Origin of the sequence: Flavobacterium sp. 3HN19-14 (genome assembly GCF_051373205.1) — a bacterium.
Taxonomy (GTDB): Bacteria; Bacteroidota; Bacteroidia; order Flavobacteriales; family Flavobacteriaceae; genus Flavobacterium.
In genome coordinates this window covers 2,062,027-2,079,933 of record NZ_JBPPZT010000001.1, presented here as the reverse complement: position 1 = coordinate 2,079,933, position 17,907 = coordinate 2,062,027, and the positions used below count along the sequence as shown (strand labels likewise).

19 protein-coding genes and 2 pseudogenes are annotated in these 17,907 nt (G+C 41.5%); 16 read left to right on the top strand and 5 right to left on the bottom strand.

Annotation, left to right across the window (positions count from 1 at the left end; translation table 11 throughout):
* Positions 1–54: 54 nt before the first annotated feature.
* The 3 genes from ACSLFW_RS11155 to ACSLFW_RS11145 form a co-directional block, all read right to left on the bottom strand.
* Positions 55–528 (bottom strand): hypothetical protein, encoded by a 474-nt coding sequence (locus tag ACSLFW_RS11155; protein WP_436555798.1) that lies wholly within the window; start codon positions 526–528, stop codon positions 55–57.
* Between the two features lie 81 nt (positions 529–609).
* Complete coding sequence (locus ACSLFW_RS11150) at positions 610–903, bottom strand: PepSY-like domain-containing protein (protein WP_436557438.1); 294 nt, start codon at positions 901–903, stop codon at positions 610–612.
* A complete protein-coding gene (locus ACSLFW_RS11145) occupies positions 858–1,034 on the bottom strand; it encodes a hypothetical protein (protein WP_436555797.1) in 177 nt (58 codons plus the stop codon). The genes ACSLFW_RS11150 and ACSLFW_RS11145 overlap by 46 nt, the downstream gene beginning before the upstream one ends.
* A 180-nt stretch (positions 1,035–1,214) precedes the next feature.
* Between ACSLFW_RS11145 and ACSLFW_RS11140 the strand changes: the two genes are divergently transcribed.
* The 3 genes from ACSLFW_RS11140 to ACSLFW_RS11130 are packed head-to-tail and all read left to right on the top strand — an operon-like array spanning position 1,215 to position 2,395.
* Positions 1,215–1,643 carry a hypothetical protein gene (locus ACSLFW_RS11140; protein ID WP_436555796.1) on the top strand — a complete coding sequence of 143 codons (429 nt, stop codon included), beginning with the start codon at positions 1,215–1,217 and terminating at the stop codon, positions 1,641–1,643.
* Positions 1,644–1,682: 39 nt separating this feature from the next.
* Positions 1,683–2,024, top strand: coding sequence for a hypothetical protein (locus ACSLFW_RS11135; RefSeq protein ID WP_436555795.1), 342 nt, complete (start codon positions 1,683–1,685; stop codon positions 2,022–2,024).
* Positions 1,985–2,395 (top strand): hypothetical protein, encoded by a 411-nt coding sequence (locus tag ACSLFW_RS11130; RefSeq protein ID WP_436555794.1) that lies wholly within the window; start codon positions 1,985–1,987, stop codon positions 2,393–2,395. The genes ACSLFW_RS11135 and ACSLFW_RS11130 overlap by 40 nt, the downstream gene beginning before the upstream one ends.
* Positions 2,396–2,635: 240 nt before the next feature.
* On the opposite strand, the gene ACSLFW_RS11125 is transcribed toward ACSLFW_RS11130, so the two are convergent.
* Together ACSLFW_RS11125 and ACSLFW_RS11120 are read right to left on the bottom strand one after the other, a co-directional pair.
* A complete protein-coding gene (locus ACSLFW_RS11125) occupies positions 2,636–4,933 on the bottom strand; it encodes an AsmA family protein (protein WP_436555793.1) in 2,298 nt (765 codons plus the stop codon).
* A 23-nt stretch (positions 4,934–4,956) separates the two neighbouring features.
* Positions 4,957–5,277, bottom strand: coding sequence for a hypothetical protein (locus ACSLFW_RS11120; RefSeq protein ID WP_436555792.1), 321 nt, complete (start codon positions 5,275–5,277; stop codon positions 4,957–4,959).
* Between the two features lie 426 nt (positions 5,278–5,703).
* On the opposite strand from ACSLFW_RS11120, the gene ACSLFW_RS11115 reads away from it, so the two are divergent.
* From ACSLFW_RS11115 to ACSLFW_RS11055, 13 genes and pseudogenes are all read left to right on the top strand, one after another.
* Positions 5,704–5,955, top strand: coding sequence for a TetR/AcrR family transcriptional regulator (locus tag ACSLFW_RS11115; protein WP_436555791.1), 252 nt, complete (start codon positions 5,704–5,706; stop codon positions 5,953–5,955).
* On the top strand, positions 5,943–6,284 hold the full coding sequence (locus ACSLFW_RS11110; RefSeq protein ID WP_436555790.1) for a TetR family transcriptional regulator C-terminal domain-containing protein: 342 nt from the start codon (positions 5,943–5,945) through the stop codon (positions 6,282–6,284). Before ACSLFW_RS11115 ends, ACSLFW_RS11110 begins: the two co-directional genes overlap by 13 nt.
* A gap of 170 nt (positions 6,285–6,454) precedes the next feature.
* On the top strand, positions 6,455–7,141 hold the full coding sequence (locus ACSLFW_RS11105; RefSeq protein ID WP_436555789.1) for an efflux RND transporter periplasmic adaptor subunit: 687 nt from the start codon (positions 6,455–6,457) through the stop codon (positions 7,139–7,141).
* Positions 7,142–7,182: 41 nt separating this feature from the next.
* Positions 7,183–7,419, top strand: coding sequence for a hypothetical protein (locus ACSLFW_RS11100; protein WP_436555788.1), 237 nt, complete (start codon positions 7,183–7,185; stop codon positions 7,417–7,419).
* Positions 7,420–7,427: 8 nt separating this feature from the next.
* Complete coding sequence (locus tag ACSLFW_RS11095; protein ID WP_436555787.1) at positions 7,428–7,685, top strand: hypothetical protein; 258 nt, start codon at positions 7,428–7,430, stop codon at positions 7,683–7,685.
* A gap of 21 nt (positions 7,686–7,706) precedes the next feature.
* The gene (locus ACSLFW_RS11090) at positions 7,707–8,567 is read left to right on the top strand and encodes an efflux RND transporter permease subunit (RefSeq protein ID WP_436555786.1); all 861 of its coding nucleotides are present in this window, start codon (positions 7,707–7,709) and stop codon (positions 8,565–8,567) included.
* Positions 8,564–10,878, top strand: a pseudogene (locus ACSLFW_RS11085) (efflux RND transporter permease subunit). The gene ACSLFW_RS11090 and the pseudogene ACSLFW_RS11085 overlap by 4 nt, the downstream one beginning before the upstream one ends.
* Positions 10,879–10,898: 20 nt before the next feature.
* Entirely contained in the window at positions 10,899–12,293 is a 1,395-nt protein-coding gene (locus ACSLFW_RS11080; RefSeq protein ID WP_436555785.1) for an efflux transporter outer membrane subunit, read from the top strand.
* A gap of 24 nt (positions 12,294–12,317) precedes the next feature.
* Complete coding sequence (locus tag ACSLFW_RS11075) at positions 12,318–12,494, top strand: hypothetical protein (RefSeq protein WP_436555784.1); 177 nt, start codon at positions 12,318–12,320, stop codon at positions 12,492–12,494.
* A 497-nt stretch (positions 12,495–12,991) separates the two neighbouring features.
* Positions 12,992–14,037: pseudogene (locus ACSLFW_RS11070) on the top strand (glycoside hydrolase family 130 protein).
* Between the two features lie 101 nt (positions 14,038–14,138).
* A complete protein-coding gene (locus ACSLFW_RS11065; RefSeq protein ID WP_436555783.1) occupies positions 14,139–16,709 on the top strand; it encodes a hypothetical protein in 2,571 nt (856 codons plus the stop codon).
* A complete protein-coding gene (locus tag ACSLFW_RS11060) occupies positions 16,682–16,894 on the top strand; it encodes a T9SS type A sorting domain-containing protein (RefSeq protein ID WP_436555782.1) in 213 nt (70 codons plus the stop codon). Before ACSLFW_RS11065 ends, ACSLFW_RS11060 begins: the two co-directional genes overlap by 28 nt.
* Before the next feature lie 44 nt (positions 16,895–16,938).
* Positions 16,939–17,901, top strand: a complete 963-nt coding sequence (locus ACSLFW_RS11055) for a D-2-hydroxyacid dehydrogenase family protein (protein WP_436555781.1) — start codon at positions 16,939–16,941, stop codon at positions 17,899–17,901.
* Positions 17,902–17,907 lie beyond the last annotated feature (6 nt).

The following is a 17,907-nucleotide window of genomic DNA, read 5'->3' as shown; positions in this document are numbered from 1 at the left end:
GTTGCTTTAATTGTAAAGTTGTGAATTGCTGTTGCTTTACGGTAGCATTAAAAATTAAATAATCGGTTTGTTTGTAAATGCTGTTTTGGGTGAGTTTTTTGAGGATTTTTTCAGTTTCCAGTAAAAGCTCAACCGTCTTTTGGTTGTAATTGATTTGCGATAAAGTGCCCAGGCTGTTATGTATTGCGCAGTTACGGCTTTATCAAGATCTTTCACCGCAACTTTTTTGTTTAATGAAAGTGATTGCTTAATCAGCCTGAACGATTCTGATTGCGTTGCTTTCCTGTTGCCACCGATGATTTTCTGGTTATAACCAATCAATGCATTTAAAGTTTGTCCGTTGCTTAAAGCCGTATCATATCCGTAACCATTGATGACCGGTGCATAACTTTTGTTGAAATTGCCCGAAAGTTGTGGCCTGTAACCGGCGCGGTCAATAAGGCTGTCAAGTGCAGCAGTTGTAATCTGGTAGCTGTAATCTGAAATTAATGGCGAATTGATTTGTGCTTTTTCAATAAAATAGCGCAAATCCTTTTCCTGCGAAAAGGACTTGGCACTACACAAAACAATTATTAAAAAAAATCTCAAATTCATAGTCAAACTAACCGATTATCTGATGAATTTACCATTTGCATCAAAAATGATATCGGCAGATTTACCGTTCTTTTTGATTTCTGCTTCATAAGTCACCACACCTTTATCATTTGTAATCTGCGCAGCTTCTTTTATTTTTTCGTTGGGATAATTTTGTTTCAGGTAATCCAGCGCTGCTTTCGGCAACTCATTTGTTTTGATTTCGACTTCAAGTTCTTTCAGGTGACCGGTGGTGTCGAAAGTTGCCGATGCGTCTTTTCCTTTTAATTGGAATTCTCCTTCATAATCGCCATTTTTTTCTTTTTCCAGGCTACTTTCCCGGTCGGAAATGCTTTTTTGAATGCATTCCTGATTGCTGACGGAACAGCATCACTTTTCACTTTCTGCGCATTGGCATTCAGGCTAAAAGCCAGTAATAAGATGAAGATTGCATATTTCATAAGACTGTATTTTAAATTATTTTAAGGCAAATCTCTAATGCGATTCTGAATAAATTCTGCATTTTCAATCGATTGTCAATATTTTTTATAAAAGATTTAAATTCAAAATGAATTCAGAATTAGAGGGTATTTTAGGCAATAATTCTTATCGACCTGATTATGAAAAAATGCATTGCTATAATGATTGTTCTGCTAATTGGCGTCATTCATTTTTCATGTAAGCAAAATGAAAATCCTGTTTTCACATCTCATGAAATCAACGAGTCATTTAATTCGGGAATTTGGAAAATAAGCAGTTATATCGTTGATAATGCAGAGCAGAAAGCGCAATTCGAACGGTATCATTTCAGCTTTTCAAATCAGAATATCGTAACTGTCGCTGATGGGAAGCAGACTTACAAAGGAAAATGGTCTGTAACAAAAGTCGATGGCGACGATGACAGCCTTTCCACGGATACCAATCTGGTTCTGATTATAAATCCGGCGTGGGGATTGTCGGCATTCAGTAAAGATTGGACGATTAATGATATCTCAGAAGACAGACTGGTGCTGGAAAATAATGATGATGGTGCTACATCTATGATTTTAACCAAAGTGCAGCAATTGTAAAATTTTCATAACTTCGTTTATTCATCATCGATAAAAGCCATGAAAATCATCACATGGAATTGCAACATGGCTTTCAGAAAAAAAGCAGCCTTCATCCTGAAACATTCGCCGGATATTTTAGTAATTCCCGAATGTGAATGCCCGGATAAATTGAAATTTCCGGACGATGTAGCGAAACCTGCCGACATCGTCTGGTATGGCGAAAATCAAAACAAAGGACTTGGCGTTTTTTCCTACAGCGATTATAAATTCAAATTACTTGATTGCCATAACCCGGATTTTAAGAATATCCTGCCGATATTGGTGACTGGAAATGATATTGAATTTTTGCTGTTTGCGATTTGGCCAACAATCCGAAAGATAAAGACGGCGCTTATGTGACGCAAATCTGGAAAGCTTTGCATTTTTATGAGTCGATTTTGTCTGATGAAAAAATTATCCTGATTGGCGATTTTAACAGCAATACGATTTGGGACAGGCCGCGAAGGGAAGGCAACCATTCGACTGTTGTTGAAAAACTTGGGAAGCTGGGGATTTTGAGCACTTACCATAAATTCTACAATCAGGAACAAGGCAAGGAAATGCATCCGACTTTATTCATGTATAGAAATCGCGAAAAACCATATCATTTGGATTATTGCTTCGCATCATCAGATTTCATGGCGAAATTAGTCAATGTTGAAGTTGGTAGTTATGATGAATGGACAAAATACAGTGACCATAAACCTTTGATAGTTGACTTTACAAAGTAATTTACATAAAAAATTGAGGCGACTATTTACTACACGAAATGACACCAAAATTTTAACAATTTCTACGGCAATCCCGTATCCAAGAAATCCAATTTTTTCGTAGGGATGCATTCTCCCCTTCCCTGAAGGTAAAATACGATTTTTCCCGATAGGTTGTATTGCGGGAATGCCGTAAAAATTGTTAAACTTTCCGACGAATGACACGTCTGATTTTTGATAACGCTAAAACCACAAAATCAATTATTTCGAATCCTTTTTTTCAGTGTTAACCGGCATCCGTTTCTCTTCACGAATCACCTTATTCGTTTTTTCATTGTATTTCGCTTCAATAATCTTGCTACCTGTTTTACTGAAAACTTTTATTTTCGGATCGCTGTGCGTGCCGGTCACTACGACCGGAATTCCGATAAGCCCCAAAGGCGGCAATCCAATCCTTATGCGTAAATCCAGCAATCCGTTAAAACTTGTCGTTCCGGAAATCGTCGGGCGGAATAATGAAGCCTTGAATGTAAAATCATCAATATGGATAAGGTTATTATCAATATGGGTTTTGACATTTATGCCTTCCATATTCGGGTTATTCAGCGCACTCTGTCCTGTCTTCTCTCCCACGCCACCGAATAATTTCAGTCCGACGACTTTTACATTGCGTAAATTAATCGTGCCTTCTCCGTTTATTGATTCATAGATTGGCGACATATTTCCGTCAAGGTCTCCTTTAATTGTATAATCGACAGAAATGATGCCTTCTGCTTTTTCTGCAGCAGTCACCATATCATGAAACATCGGAATTTCCTTGTAAGCGCGCTGCACATCGAAATCTTTTGCCCGGAAATGGGCAGAATAATTAGCCGTAAGCGGCGTTTCATCATCGTAAGTAGCATCAATGCCCACCTTACAGCCTATAATATCAAAAGTCGTTGTCTCGAGAATTAATTTTCCGCTTGAAAGTCCGACTTTACCTTTAAGGTTGTTGAGCAATAAGCCATTGTACGATACTTTATCCGCGTCAGCCACAAGCGAAACGTTAAGGTTATGCGGAATCGCCACAACGCCGCTCATTTTCGGATGGTCTTCTTTGGCATATTCTACTTCTGATTTGCGGTCTTTGTTTTCGCCGGGTTTCAGCGCCATGAATTCATCAACATTGATAAGCCTTGATTTCAGGCTGAAATTTCCGGCCAATGTGCCTTTTGATTCCAGGAAATAATTGATGGTATTGAGCAAATACCCGTTGAGGGCGAAATCGGATTTACCGTAATTGGCAGCAAATTTTTCAAACCACATTTTCTCGTTCTGAAAACGGAAAAGCCCTTCTTTTATGAGGAAAGATTTCGGAAATAATTCTGAAGTCGCCTTAATATTTTTCAGCTGGATTGTACCCTTATTATTGAGTTTATCGTACTGTCCAGTCGTCGCATAACTTTGCCGTCCGTCGAGTGAAAGGTCGGCGTTTGCGTAACCGCTTACGTCAAGTCCTTTTTGTGCAAATACTTTATAGATGTTCCCGATACTGAGTTCGCCTTTGATTCTTGCTTTGTAGAACATATCGTTGAAATCTGAAACCGATGCGTCAACATACACCGGATTGCCTTCAAACACAAAAGACGCAGGATTTAAAGCCACCTTCAAGTCTTCAAACGTACCTTCAGCATTGCTGGCATTGGCTACGAAAGTAATATTGCTAATCGGATTCGGGTAATAATCGGTCTTGAGCCATCCGTTTTTGAGGCTGACACCGCCTTTGATTCTTGGGAACAGTTTTGCGGCACTCGCATACCAGCCGTCTGCTGAAATATCGGTTTTCAGCATACCGCGAATGTCGAATTTTTCAAGACCAAGTGCGGCATCGACGGCTTTCAAGTCTAAATCGCCTTTGACGTTGGCCTTAACGTTGATTTCCTTCATTCCCTTTGTATGGACAATCGCTTTGAAATAACCTTTGTCGCCAATTTTAAAATCGAGTGCTTTGAGGTCTACAGATAGTTTTTCGACATCAAGCGAAGGTAATTTCGCATTCAGATCGAGTTGAAAATCTGTCAACGGCGTTTTCACATCTTTGTAGGCCAGCGATCCATCGCGTACTTTAAGGTCAAAAGTCACATCAGGATTTTGCTTCGTCGCAGCGCTGTAACGCCCTTTGAATGTAAAAAGCAAATCGCTGCGCCCTTCAATTTTCGTGTTTTCCATCCACGTTATGTATTGCGGCGGCAGAATCGAAAACAGGTCTTTCAGCGTTGTATTTTCGGATGCCGCGTCAAGGTCGATTTTGTAACCATCTTTTAATATCGAAAACAATCCGGTAAATTTTACCGGTAATTCATTGATTTTAAGCTCGTTCTTTTGCAATACGAATGAAAGCGAATTGGTATTGATTCGAGTGATAAGGTCGGCATGCAATTTTTTCTTTTTAAGGTAAGGCGTGCGGTCGTAATAAAAATCGATGGAATCAATATCAGCATCTGTACGCAGGTCAAAAACATCTTCGCTTAAATCACCTTTCCCGACATAATTGAATCCGTGCGCGTCGACGAGCATTTTTGCAGAACGGTCGTTGTACCTTATATGGCAATTTTCAAAATCGATGCGGTCGAGCCTGATGGCAGTGCCTTCTTCGGTAGTGTCTTTCGGTTGCTTGTCTGGCGAAACATAAATATTATAATTGGCCTCTCCTTTTCATTGACTTTCACATCGATAAAAGCATCTGAAACGTAGAGCTTGTCTATTTTGACTTCGTTGCTAAAAAGCAGCTTCATAAGGTTGATCCCGAAAGCGACCTGTCTTGCTTTCAATAATGTATCATTGCGGTATGGTGCAGATCCGGTGAGAGACAAATCGTCAAGCGAAACGGTGAGCGAAGGGAAATGCGTAAAAAATGACAATTTCGATTTCGAGAAATCGAGTTTGCTGTCGAGGCTTTTATTGGCAACCTTTTTGACTTCTTCGGCAATCTTTCCCGGAAATAGTATCGGTAAGATGAATAGTAAAAAAAGTATGGAAGCGAATGTGATCCCGTTGATTTTAATATCTTGAGCGTGATTTTTTTAACTGATGAACGCATGTTTTTCTTTAAAGTTACTGCTTTTGTGTAAGTTTTCTTACTACTTTAACGTTGCTTTAGTAGAAACTGAAAACGAGCATCGTCATTTACTTTGCTAAAAACCAAAAATAAATATTTGCTAAAAACCCTGTCAATAAAGGGATTTCGAGCAATCAAATCAACTTTGGTTAAAAAACTGAAAATAATTTCTATTTTGAAATGATTGTTTCAGAATTAATCATATCTTTGTCCCATAAATTTGCATACCATGGCACGTACTGTTGAATTCAACGAATGTGAGATCATAGAAAAAGCGATGAATGTCTTTTGGGAAAAAGGCTATCACAACACTTCTATGCAGGATCTTGTTGATGCTATGCAGATCAACAGGAGCAGTTTGTACAATACGATTGGCGACAAACATTGTTTGTTCATGAAATGTGTGACGTCTTACGCTGAAATGGGAATTTGTGAAACCAGGAAAAAATCAGAAATGCATCTTCTCCATTGCAGGCGTTAATCAGGATCATCCGCGATAAGGCTGCCTGGGTTGCAGATTCAGACAAAGGCTGTCTCGGCATCAAGACCATCTTCGAAATCGCACCCGAAGATGAAGCAGTCAGAAATCTTTTGCACAAAAACAATGAGATTTTCCTTGTGATGATGACTGATTTGATTCAGGATGCGATTGATAAAGGCGAATTAGACGGAAGCGAAGATGCATCATTATTGGCAGAATACATCATGACAACATTCACCGGATGGAAACAGGCTTTTATTCTGAACAGCGATCCAATCAAGATTAAAAAGATGTCAGAATACCTTATCAAAAGTATTACACGCCAGTAATATTTTTTTGAATAATTTTGGAACATTCATTTCAAAATGAATGTAGGAAAAATTATATAATATTTAAAAAACAGCATTAATTTTGGAACAATCATTTCAGAATTAACAATAAATAAGTGAAAAATTTTAACAATCAGCAATAATTCTGGAACGTTTATTTCAAAATAATTATGAGAACAACAGCAAATAGAAATCAAAAACCATCAATAACAATCAAATCCAACATCATGAAAACCATTAATGAAACCCCAAAAAACAATTTCTTCTCAATGCGCACGAGTTTAATGACCATGAGCCTGCTTGCTTTATTTTTAGCAAGTTGTGCCGACAAAAACGCCAACGCTCCTGCCCCGCCGCCGGCAACGCTTCCTGTAATGGATGTTGCTTATGCCTCAACCACGACTGACACCGAATTCCCGGTAGCCATTCAAGGAAAAACCGATATTGAAATCAGGCCGCAAGTGAGCGGTACACTTGACAAGGTTTATGTTGATGAAGGTGCTTATGTAACTGCCGGACAACCGTTATTCAAAATCAACGACAATCCGTACCGCCAGCAGTACAACAATGCAGTAGCCACTTTAAATGCTGCTGAAGCTGCCGTTATCAACGCACAACTCGAAGTTGAAAAGCTACAGCCATTAGTACAGAATAAAGTGGTTTCAGATTTCCAACTGAAAACTGCAAAAGGAAACCTCGCCATTGCAAAAGCAACTGTTTCTCAATCAAAAGCCGTAGTTGCATCGGCACAAATCAACCTTGATTATACAACAATCAAGTCGCCGGTATCAGGCTACATCGGAAGATTGCCGAAGAAACAAGGCAGTCTAGTGGTCCGTCAGATCCTGAATATCTGACCAAACTTTCTGATACCAAAGAAGTATATGCTTATTTTTCCTTGAGTGAAAATGATTTCATCAACTTCAAGTCGCAATACAAAGGCAATTCGGTTAACGATAAACTGAAAGGATTGGCGCCGGTTTCACTCCTATTATCAGACAATACCGAATATCCCCAAAAAGGCAAAATCGATATGGTTGACGGGCAATTTGACAAAACTACGGGTGCGATTACGCTCAGGCCACATTTCCAAATGCCAATGGATTATTACGTTCAGGCAATACCGGAAAAGTAAAAATCTCGATGCAACACGAAAATTCTATCGTGATTCCGCAAGAAGCGACCATTGAAATCCAGGATAAAGTTTATGTATTCCTTTTAGATAAAAAGAACGCGGTGACCAGGCAACCCGTGGTTGTTTCCGGAAAAAGCGGGTCGACTTATCTGATCAGCGAAGGCATCGCAACCGGCGACCGCATCGTTCTCAAAGGCTTTGAAAACCTGCCTGACGGCGCTGTAATCATTCCTGAAAACGCTAAAAAAACCGTAGCGAAATTATAATCTAAGACAAAAACCAACATCATGTTACAAAAATTCATTGACAGGCCAGTACTGTCGACAGTCATCGCTGTGCTTATTGTGATCCTCGGAGCGATAGGCTTAAAAACACTTCCGTTGCAGCAATTTCCCGATATCGCGCCGCCATCCGTTCAGGTTGTGGCCGTTTATCCGGGTGCGAATGCAGAGACCGTTTTACGTTCGGTTGCACCTTCTTTGGAGGAAGCCATCAACGGTGTAGAAAATATGAGCTATATGAGTTCTACCGCCAGTAACGACGGTTCGCTCGTAATCACAGTCAACTTTAAATTAGGCACTGATCCTGACCAGGCGGCTGTGAATGTGCAAAACCGCGTTTCACAGGCGACGAGCCAATTGCCGCAGGAAGTTGTTCAGGCAGGAATCCAGACTACCAAAAAACAGAACAGTCTTTTGATGGTGGTAGATTTATACACCGAAAATGAAAAACAATACGACCAGACTTTCCTTAATAATTATGCTCAGATCAACATTATTCCCGATATAAAAAGGATTCCGGGTGTCGGACAGGCTTTTATTTTCGGAGGAAGCCGCGATTATTCAATGCGCGTTTGGCTGAATCCTGCAAAAATGGCGACTTACAAATTAAGTGCGCAGGAAGTTCTGGCAGCCATCCAGGATAAAAACCTCGAAGCCGCTCCGGGAAGGTTCGGCGAAAGCAGCAAAGAAGCGTTTGAATACGTCATCAAATACAAAGGAAAATTAAACAATCCGGGTGCGTATGAAAATATCGTAATCCACTCGAATTCGGATGGTTCTGTGTTAAGATTGAAGGATGTAGCGCGGGTTGAATTCGGTTCGTATTCTTACGGAAGTGCCACGCGCATCGACGGAAAATCCGATTGAATATCGGAGTTTTCCAATTACCCGGTTCCAATTCGAGCGATGTACAGATTGCCATTAAAGCGATGATGGAAAAAGCGGCTAAGGATTTTCCGAAAGATGTCAAACACCTGATTCTTTACAATACTAAGGATTCACTTGATATGTCTATCGAGCAAGTTGAACATACTTTAATTGAAGCTTTTATATTGGTATTCCTTGTTGTATTTTTATTCCTTCAGGATTTCAGGGCGACGCTGATTCCGGCGATTGCGGTTCCGGTTTCTATTTTAGGAACATTCTTTTCATGCAGGTTTTCGGATTTTCGATCAACTTACTGACCCTTTTTGCCTTGGTTTTAGCCATTGGAATTGTCGTAGATGACGCCATCGTCGTTGTTGAAGCCGTGCACGAAAAAATGCACAGCAAGAAACTTTCCGCGAAAGCCGCAACGACATCTGCGATGAGCGAAATTACCGGTGCGATTATTTCTATTACTTTGGTAATGTCTGCAGTGTTTTTGCCAGTCGGATTTATGGAAGGTTCGACAGGTGTTTTTTACCGTCAATTCGCCTTTACATTAGCGATTGCGATTGTGATTTCTGCGGTAAATGCCTTAACACTGAGTCCGGCACTTGCGGCTTTATTCCTCAAAGATATCCCGCATGACGATCACCATCATTCAGAAGAAAAGCCGAAAAATTTCAAAGAAAGATTCTTCGTTGGTTTCAACACCGGTTTTGACAAGCTGACCAAAAAATACATCAACAGCGTTCGCTTCCTGATCAAAAATAAATGGTTGAGTTTTGGCGGACTGGCAGTCGTAATTGCTGCAACATTTTATATGGTGAAAACTACGCCGACCGGATTTATTCCATCAGAAGACCAGGGATTTATCGCGATTTCACTTTCAATGCCGGCGGGTGCTTCTCTGGAGCGCACGAAGGAAGCAATGAAAGAAGTGGAAGGCACTTTGGGCAATCTTCCCTCAAAAAAAGTACTGAACATCATTTCCGGATTCAATATGCTGACGTCTTCTACAAGTTCGTCTGCCGGAGTTGCTTTCATCTTATTGAAACCAGCCAAAGAACGTGGCGAAGTTCAGGATATTAACGACATTATGAACGATGTGCGAGGCAGGCTCTCCGGAATTAAAGGCGCGAATTTCTTCGTGTTTACCTTCCCGACCGTTCCCGGATTTAGCAATGTTGATGCTTTGGATATCGTACTCAAAGACAAAACCGGCGGCAGTATCAGCAAATTCTCTGGCGTGAGTAATGCTTTTATTGGTGAATTGATGAAACGCCCGGAAATTGCAGTAGCATTTACAAGTTTCAAAGCTGATTATCCGCAGCTCGAAATGGAAGTCGACGATGTGAAAGCTGAACAATTAGGCGTGAATGTAAGGGACATTCTTCAAACGATGCAAACCTATTACGGAAGCGCACAGGCATCAGATTTTAACCGATTCGGGAAATATTACCGTGTGATGGTACAGGCCGATGTAGCCTCGAGAACAAGCGCTGAATCGCTCAATAATATTTTCGTCAAAAACAGGCTCGGCGAAATGGTTCCGATAAGTTCGCTCGTAACTTTAAAACCGGTTAACGGTTCGGAAACGGCTTCGCGATACAATCTTTTTAATTCGATTGGCGTGAATGCGATTGCAAAACCGGGATATAGTTCAGGTGCCGCCATCAAAGCGGTTCAGGAAGTGGCCGACGCCAAACTGGCAAAAGGGTATACGATTGAATTTTCCGGTTTGACCAATGAAGAAATCGCTTCGTCAGGACAATCGGCTGTAATTTTCGGGTTGAGTTTGTTGTTCGTATTCTTCCTTCTGGCGGCGCAATATGAAAGTTATATCCTTCCGATGGCGGTTTTACTGTCGATTCCAACAGGAATATTCGGTGTATTTGCAGCCATTGGCCTGACCGGAATCGAAAATAATATTTATGTGCAGGTTGCCTTAATCATGCTCATCGGATTGCTCGCCAAGAACGCTATCCTTATCGTAGAATATGCCGTCCAGCGAAGAAAGGCCGGCAAGTCGTTACTGGCTTCGGCGTTGGAAGCAGCCAAATTGCGTCTGCGTCCTATCATCATGACCTCCTTTGCTTTTGTGGTTGGATTGACGCCAATGATGCGCGCAACCGGACCATCGGCATTAGGAAATCACTCGATTAGTATCGGTGCCGCGGGCGGAATGGTTTCAGGGGTAATCCTTGGGATTTTCATTATCCCGGTATTATTCGTCGTATTCCAGTATTTACAGGAATTGATCACCGGGAAACCACTCGCTGTCATCAATAACGAAAAACACGAACAAGTCTAATCGACTAAAATTAAATTCAAATGAAACAATATATTAATATAGGAATGATGATTTTGCTGACAAGCTTTGCGTCATTCGCCCAGCAAAACCAGCCTGAAGTTCCCGGGAATTTCAGGAACAGTACGGCAACTGATACGACGAGCATTGCCGACATCGAATGGAAGAATTTCTTCGCAGAAAAAGATTTGGTGCAACTGATTGACGTCGCTTTGGCGAAAAACAACGATTTGCAAATCGCAGACAAAAATACAGCCATCGCCAACCAATTGTTCAAACAAGCAAAATGGGGCAATGTGCCGCAACTGAACGCTTACGCAAATGCAACAAGCACACGCCTTTCTGATAACAGCCTTAACGGTCTGAGCACGCAGCAATTCCTTGGGCAACATCACGTTGACGATTTTAATGCAGGATTGAATCTTTCATGGGAAGCGGATATCTGGGGAAAAATCCGCAACAGGAAAAAAGCGGCGCAGGCTTCCTACTTACAAACCGCCGAAGCGAAAAAAGCGCTGCAAACAACAATCGTAGCAACAGTTTCAAAAGGTTTTTATGATTTGTTGATGCTTGACGCGCAACTCGCCATTGCTAAAAAAACGCTGGAACTGAATGACAATACGCTTTTCGCAGTGAACCTTCAATATGAATCCGGGCAAGTGACATCATTGGCGAAAGAGCAAACCGAAGCACAAAGTCTGGTTGCTGCGCAATTGATTCCGGAACTTGAAAAAAATATCCAATTGCAGGAAAATGCACTGAGTGTTTTATCCGGAACTTTTCCTGAAGCTAAGGAACGCGAAAGTAAATTGGAGAATATTGTTGTAAAAGACAATCTTTCTGCCGGAATTCCGTCGCAATTGCTAAGCAAACGTTCGGATGTAAAAAGTGCTGAATTAGCGTTAACAGCGGCGAATGCCAAAGTCGGAATTGCTAATGCGAGCCTCTACCCTTCCTTAACCATCACTGCTGTCGGCGGCGTAAATGCTTTTGAATCGAGCAATTGGTTTACAATTCCGGCCTCGCTTTTTGGTTCCGTCGCTGGCGGTTTGACAGCACCTCTTTTAAATGGAAAAAGGCTCAGAACGCAATATGAAGTTGCGAAACTCGAACGTGAGCAATCAGTGATTCGCTTTAGGCAAACAGTTTTGGTGGCTGTAGCTGAAGTGTCTGATGCGCTGGCGAAAATTGATAAGCTCTCACAGCAATATACGATTGCTAACCAACGCGTTGAAACTTTAAAACGAGGTGTCAATAATGCCAATATGCTTTTTAAAAGCGGCATGGCAACTTATTTCGAAGTCAACAATGCCCAGGGAAATCTGTTACAAGCCGAACTCGAACTCGCAAACATTAAAAAAGAAAGACTGTCAGCCAATGTAGAATTGTATCGCGCACTCGGCGGCGGCTGGCAATAATTAATAACAACCAAAACTATAACTATGAAAAACATAATCATTTTTGACCAACTGAAATTTTTCTTTACCGGAAAATGTAACAGCTTTAAAAATGCTGAAAATGCAAGACCTGAAAAAGAAATGACAACCAAAAAACAGCAGGAATCTGGGCTACAATCCAAATTCCAATTATTTGACATTGACAAAGTTTTTGCCAACTGATCTAACTGAAAACCGAAATCAGCTATAACGCATTATTTGATGTTGTTTGTTAAATCAGGATGTTGTTGTTAAAAGTCGTCGCTTTTGAAAAATCCGGCGACCGGATGACGTATTTTGATTGGGTTTTTGTTTGAGTCCCGGAGTGGTTCCCGGGACTTTTTTGTTTTTGGGAAATCTTGAGATAATCGGCGCTGTATAAAAATATCACAAAGATAATTCGGCTATAAATGACTTCAAAACTTTAACAATTTTTACGGCAATCCCGTAACCGAAAATTTTGATTTTTTCGTAGGGATGCATCCTCCCCTTCCCTGAAGGTAAAATACAATTTATTTCGATACGTCGTATTGCGGGATTGCCGTAAAAATTGTTAAAGCTTTTCTCCAAAACCGACTTGCAAATTTTAAACCCAAGCTAAATCTTATAAGAATGCAGCAAACATTGTGTAATAATTACGTTTGAATTTTCCGGTAACTTTGAGCTTACATTCTATTGATATGCCAGACATTGCCCAACGTTTTCCCGAAAATCCGCTGCTGATTCCGAAGCAAATAAATCCAAGTGCTGACGGGCTCGAAGTCATTTGCTTATTAAATCCCGGCGTTTTCAGATATGACGGAAAAATCTGGCTGCTTGTGAGGGTTGCTGAAAGTATTGCTCCAAAAGCTGGTGTTATATTTTTTCCCGTCGTCAATACTAATGGAAAAACAGAAATCATCGAAGTGCCGCTGGACGATCCTGAACTGATTACCGACGATGCGCGCGTTATCCAATACCGCGGATCAGATTATCTCACCACTTTATCGCATCTTCGGTTATTATGCAGTTTTGACGGTATCCATTTTTATGAACCGGTAAATCATGATCCGCTGATCGGCATCGGTAAATTGGAACAATTCGGTATTGAAGATTGCCGCGTCAGTAAAATTGAAGACGTTTATTACCTGACTTACACCGCTGTATCTGATAATGGCGTCGGCGTCGGGCTTCGCACTACAAAAAACTGGAAAAATTTCGAATCCAAAGGTATGATCCTTCCTCCTCACAATAAGGACTGTGCTATTTTTGAAGAAAAAATTAATGGCAAATATTACATGCTGCACAGACCGAGCAGCGTTGCAATTGGCGGCAATTTTATTTGGCTCGCCGAATCAGTCGATGGGATTCATTGGGGAAATCACCAGTGCCTCGTCAAAACCCGCACAGGATTATGGGACAGCGCGCGTGTTGGTGCCGGCGCAGCACCTATTCGTACAAAAATGGGTGGCTCGAAATTTATCATGGCGCCAATTCAGAAAATGAATATTGCCTCGGCGCTTTCCTTATGGATCTGGAAGATCCTTCTTCAATCATTTCGAGAACTGTTATGCCAATTATGGTACCTACAACAGATTATGAACGCAATGGTTTTTTCGGGAAAGTGATTTTTACCAACGGCCACATCGTCGAAGGTGATAAACTCATAATCTATTATGGTGCTGCGGATGAATTTGTATGCGGCGCACATTTTTCGATTGCTGAAATTCTGTCTCTGCTGGAATGAGCATAATACATATTGATTATATTTTTGGAAAGATTAGGGAATTTTAGTTCATAACTGTTACATCCATGAAACTGAAACCCATGTTTAAGTAACCACCAAAGATGAAACAAAAACTACTTTTACTCACGCTCCTATTTACCTTAAATGCCATTTCGCAAGAATTAGACCCGACATTCGGCAACAATGGAAAAACCGTAACGGGTTTTGGCAACAACAGGAGTTCAGCCAACGCCGCTGCATTGCAACCCGACGGAAAGCTCATTGTCGGCGGCTCCTACACCAGCAGCCACGGAGACAATGATTTTGCATTGGTGCGTTATAACACCGACGGTACACTCGATCCAACTTTCGGAGCAGGTGGAAAAGTCGTAACCGATTTCCTCGAAATTAACAACGATTACAGTTACATCAATGCTGTGTATGTATTGCCCGACGGCAAAATTATGGCGCTGGGCACCACCGGAAAAACAGGTTTCATTCCTAGTCTTGTCGTTGTAAAATATAACCATGACGGCACGCTTGATACGGCTTTCGGCACCAATGGAAAAGTCACGAACGATTTATTTCCTTTAGATAGCTTCGGAAGCAAACTCACACTTTTGCCTGACGGAAAATTCGTTGTCACATCAGCAAAGACTTACAATGGCGACCCAAATTATTATTTCGGCTTAAGAAAATATACTGCCGACGGACAGATTGATGAGACATTTGGCACGGCCGGAGAAGTCGTCACTTCATTTGGCAATGGAAAAAGCGGGCCAGCCTCAATAGCCTTGCAGCCTGACGGAAAACTGCTTGTAGCCGGGAAATTCCTGCAAAGCGGCATGCAGCAGATGGCCGTCGCAAGATACAATCCCGATGGTGCTCTCGATACTTCTTTTGACGGCGATGGCAAAGTATTGACGAATTTTGGAGGCACAACTTCCTGCAACGCAATGGATGTTGCCATAAAGCCGGATGGGAAAATAATAGTCTCCGGAATCGTCTATACCCTGGTCAGGAATTTCGGGGTTGTACAGTATAATAGCAACGGCAGCCTGGATACTTCCTTTGATGGCGACGGAAAGGCCACAGCAGCATTTGCAGATGATTACGACAACATAAGCGCTGTCACAAGGCAGCCCGACGGTAAGTTTTTGGTGGCAATCAAATCAGACAATTATATGTTGACTGCTTCTGATATGGTTTTGAGAAAGTTCAACAGTGATATTTCAAAAGACATTTCTTTTGGTAACAATGGTGAAGTCTCGATAACATTCGGCGGAGGCCTAAGTAAGGCCATGGCTGCAGTTGCAACGCCTAACGGAGCGGTATTTCTGGTTGGCGAATCGATTGCAGCAGATAACAGTACAATTGAATTCGCAATTGCGAAGTATATAAATTCAGGTAGCCTTGATGTTTCTTTCGGCAACAACGGAAAAACTACAACAGGTTTTGAACCAACCAATGATCAGGTCAGTAAAGTACTCATAAGCGCTGACGATTCATTTATAGCGGTTGGTATTTCGGGAGGCAGGCGCAGTAACAATTCCTACTACAGCAATATTGCACTGGCAAAATACGACAGCAACGGCAATTTGGATACCAATTTTGGGAACTCGGGGAAAGTAGTTTCTGTTTTCGGAGACAATAACAATAATGTCACTGCCGCAATATTTCAGCCTGACGGGAAGATATTGGTGGGTAATATGTACTACAGTGTCGGTCAAGCGTCTTATTCAAATGAAATTATAAGATATAATGCCAATGGAATTCTCGACACTTCATTTGGCACTAATGGTAAAGCAAGCCTGGCTTTTAGCGCTGTTGCAATGGTATGCCAGCCCGACGGGAAAATCGTTGTCGCCGGTATCGGCTCTGAAGGCAATGGCGACGGGTATATACTGCAAAGATTCAATTACAACGGAACACCAGACACAAGTTTTGATAATGACGGCACCGCATTTGTATCAACCGGCAATTTTTATATCGGCGAAATTGTTGTGCTGTTACAGCCGGACGGAAAACTTGTCGTTTCGGCTTCGGCATCTGATCCGGAATTGTATTCAGGAGCCTTGGCCTATGCGACGGTAAGATTCAATGCAAACGGCAGCCTTGATGCTACTTTCGGTGAAAACGGAAAAACAACAACATTGATAGATGAAGTCAGCCTGGCCGCTACAGGTTTCATTCAACCCGACGGGAAAATCATCATTGCCGGAAGGTCAATTGGTGCCAACATCAATTTTTCGACTGTACGGTATAATTCCAACGGCACTCTCGACACAACTTACGGCAACAACGGCATTGCATCTTCGGCCTTATCAAGTGATTACCGCGAAATCAACGATATTTACCTGCAGCCTGATGGCAAATTCCTGGTAGCCGTGAGCCTGTACAACCAGAACAAGATGTATTACGATTTTAAAATCAGGCGTTTTAACCCAGATGGCAGCTATGATGCGGATTTTGGAGGAATTTTCGGCGTTACGACATCATTTTATAACGGATACGACGAGGCATTTTCAATCGGATTACAATCAGACAGTAAAATTATAGTTGCCGGAGCTACAAATAATGGCATCAATAATGATTTTGCCATCAGCCGCTATACGAATTCACTGCTGAATGTCGAAAATGAAAACAGCCCTTTCAGTCCGGTTATTTGCCCAATCCTGCTACAACTGTTTTAAACATTGGAATTGCCGGTTTGGATGCTTCAGCCGCTCTTAGTTACAACATTTACAACATGTTAGGGCAGTTGGTTGCTTCGGGAAATGATATGCGCATCGATACTGCGAAATTGAGCAAAGGCATTTACAACATCACCGTAAAAACCGATAAAGGCACTTTCAGCAGGAAGTTTATCAGGGAATGACATTCGGATTTTCGTATTTTTGGTATTGAATTAAATGCTTGAAAATGAAAATTACAATCTTAGATGATTACCAAAATATCATTGAGAAACTCGATTGTTTCGAATTATTAAAAGGCCGCGACATTCAGGTTTTGCATGAAACTGAGAAAGATTCAGAAATATTGGCCTCAAAAATAAAAGACTGCGAAATCGTGGTGCTTACACGGGAACGGACTGAAATAACCGAAACCTTGCTTAAGAACCTGCCGAAACTGAAACTCATCAGCCAAACCGGAAAAATCTCCAACCACATAGACCTCAGCGCCTGCAACAAATATGGAATCGCCGTTGCGGAAGGCGCAGGCTCACCCATCGCGCCTGCAGAACTCGCCTGGGCATTACTGATGAATACGGTGCGGAAAATTCCACAGGCAATCGAAGGCATGAAAAATGGAAAATGGCAAATCAACATTGGCTCCTCTATCGCCGGCAAAACTATCGGAATCTGGGGTTACGGCAAAATCGGCCAGCGAATGGCACAATATGCCAAAGCCTTTGGCGCCAATGTATTGGTTTGGGGAAGTGAAGCCTCGCAGCAAAAAGCCATTGCAGACGGTTTCGAAAAAGCAAATTCTAAAGCTGCTTTTTTTGAAAATGCAGATATCATCACTTTGCATTTGCGGCTTAATGAAAATACGCACGGCATCGTCAGGCAAACCGATCTTGAAAAGATGAAAGACAATGCCTGCCTTATCAATACCGCCAGAGCCGAGCTGATAGAAAAAGGTGCTTTACTCAATGTCCTCAAAAGCGGAAAACCAATTTCCGCAGGCATCGACGTTTATGAAGAAGAACCCATTTATGACAAAAATTTCGAGTTGCTGCAATTCGAAAATGTAATCTGCACGCCGCACATCGGTTATGTCGAAAAAAACGGATATGAATTGTACTTCGGAAAAGCGTTTGAAAACGTTGTAAGTTTCATCGACAGGAATCCGGTTAATATTGTAAATCCGCAAGTATTTTAATTGATA

What these genes read in the sequence shown, in the direction of transcription:
- ACSLFW_RS11090 (WP_436555786.1), top strand. Translation starts at nt 7,707, where the DNA reads ATGTTACAAAAATTCATTGACAGGCCAGTACTGTCGACAGTCATCGCT.
- ACSLFW_RS11125 (WP_436555793.1), bottom strand. Translation starts at nt 4,933, where the DNA reads ATGCTCGTCGACGCGCACGGATTCAATTATGTCGGGAAAGGTGATTTA.
- ACSLFW_RS11135 (WP_436555795.1), top strand. Translation starts at nt 1,683, where the DNA reads ATGAAAATCATCACATGGAATTGCAACATGGCTTTCAGAAAAAAAGCA.
- ACSLFW_RS11055 (WP_436555781.1), top strand. Translation starts at nt 16,939, where the DNA reads ATGAAAATTACAATCTTAGATGATTACCAAAATATCATTGAGAAACTC.
- ACSLFW_RS11065 (WP_436555783.1), top strand. Translation starts at nt 14,139, where the DNA reads ATGAAACAAAAACTACTTTTACTCACGCTCCTATTTACCTTAAATGCC.
- ACSLFW_RS11115 (WP_436555791.1), top strand. Translation starts at nt 5,704, where the DNA reads ATGGCACGTACTGTTGAATTCAACGAATGTGAGATCATAGAAAAAGCG.
- ACSLFW_RS11080 (WP_436555785.1), top strand. Translation starts at nt 10,899, where the DNA reads ATGAAACAATATATTAATATAGGAATGATGATTTTGCTGACAAGCTTT.
- ACSLFW_RS11145 (WP_436555797.1), bottom strand. Translation starts at nt 1,034, where the DNA reads ATGAAATATGCAATCTTCATCTTATTACTGGCTTTTAGCCTGAATGCC.
- ACSLFW_RS11140 (WP_436555796.1), top strand. Translation starts at nt 1,215, where the DNA reads ATGATTGTTCTGCTAATTGGCGTCATTCATTTTTCATGTAAGCAAAAT.
- ACSLFW_RS11095 (WP_436555787.1), top strand. Translation starts at nt 7,428, where the DNA reads ATGCAACACGAAAATTCTATCGTGATTCCGCAAGAAGCGACCATTGAA.
- ACSLFW_RS11075 (WP_436555784.1), top strand. Translation starts at nt 12,318, where the DNA reads ATGAAAAACATAATCATTTTTGACCAACTGAAATTTTTCTTTACCGGA.
- ACSLFW_RS11105 (WP_436555789.1), top strand. Translation starts at nt 6,455, where the DNA reads ATGAGAACAACAGCAAATAGAAATCAAAAACCATCAATAACAATCAAA.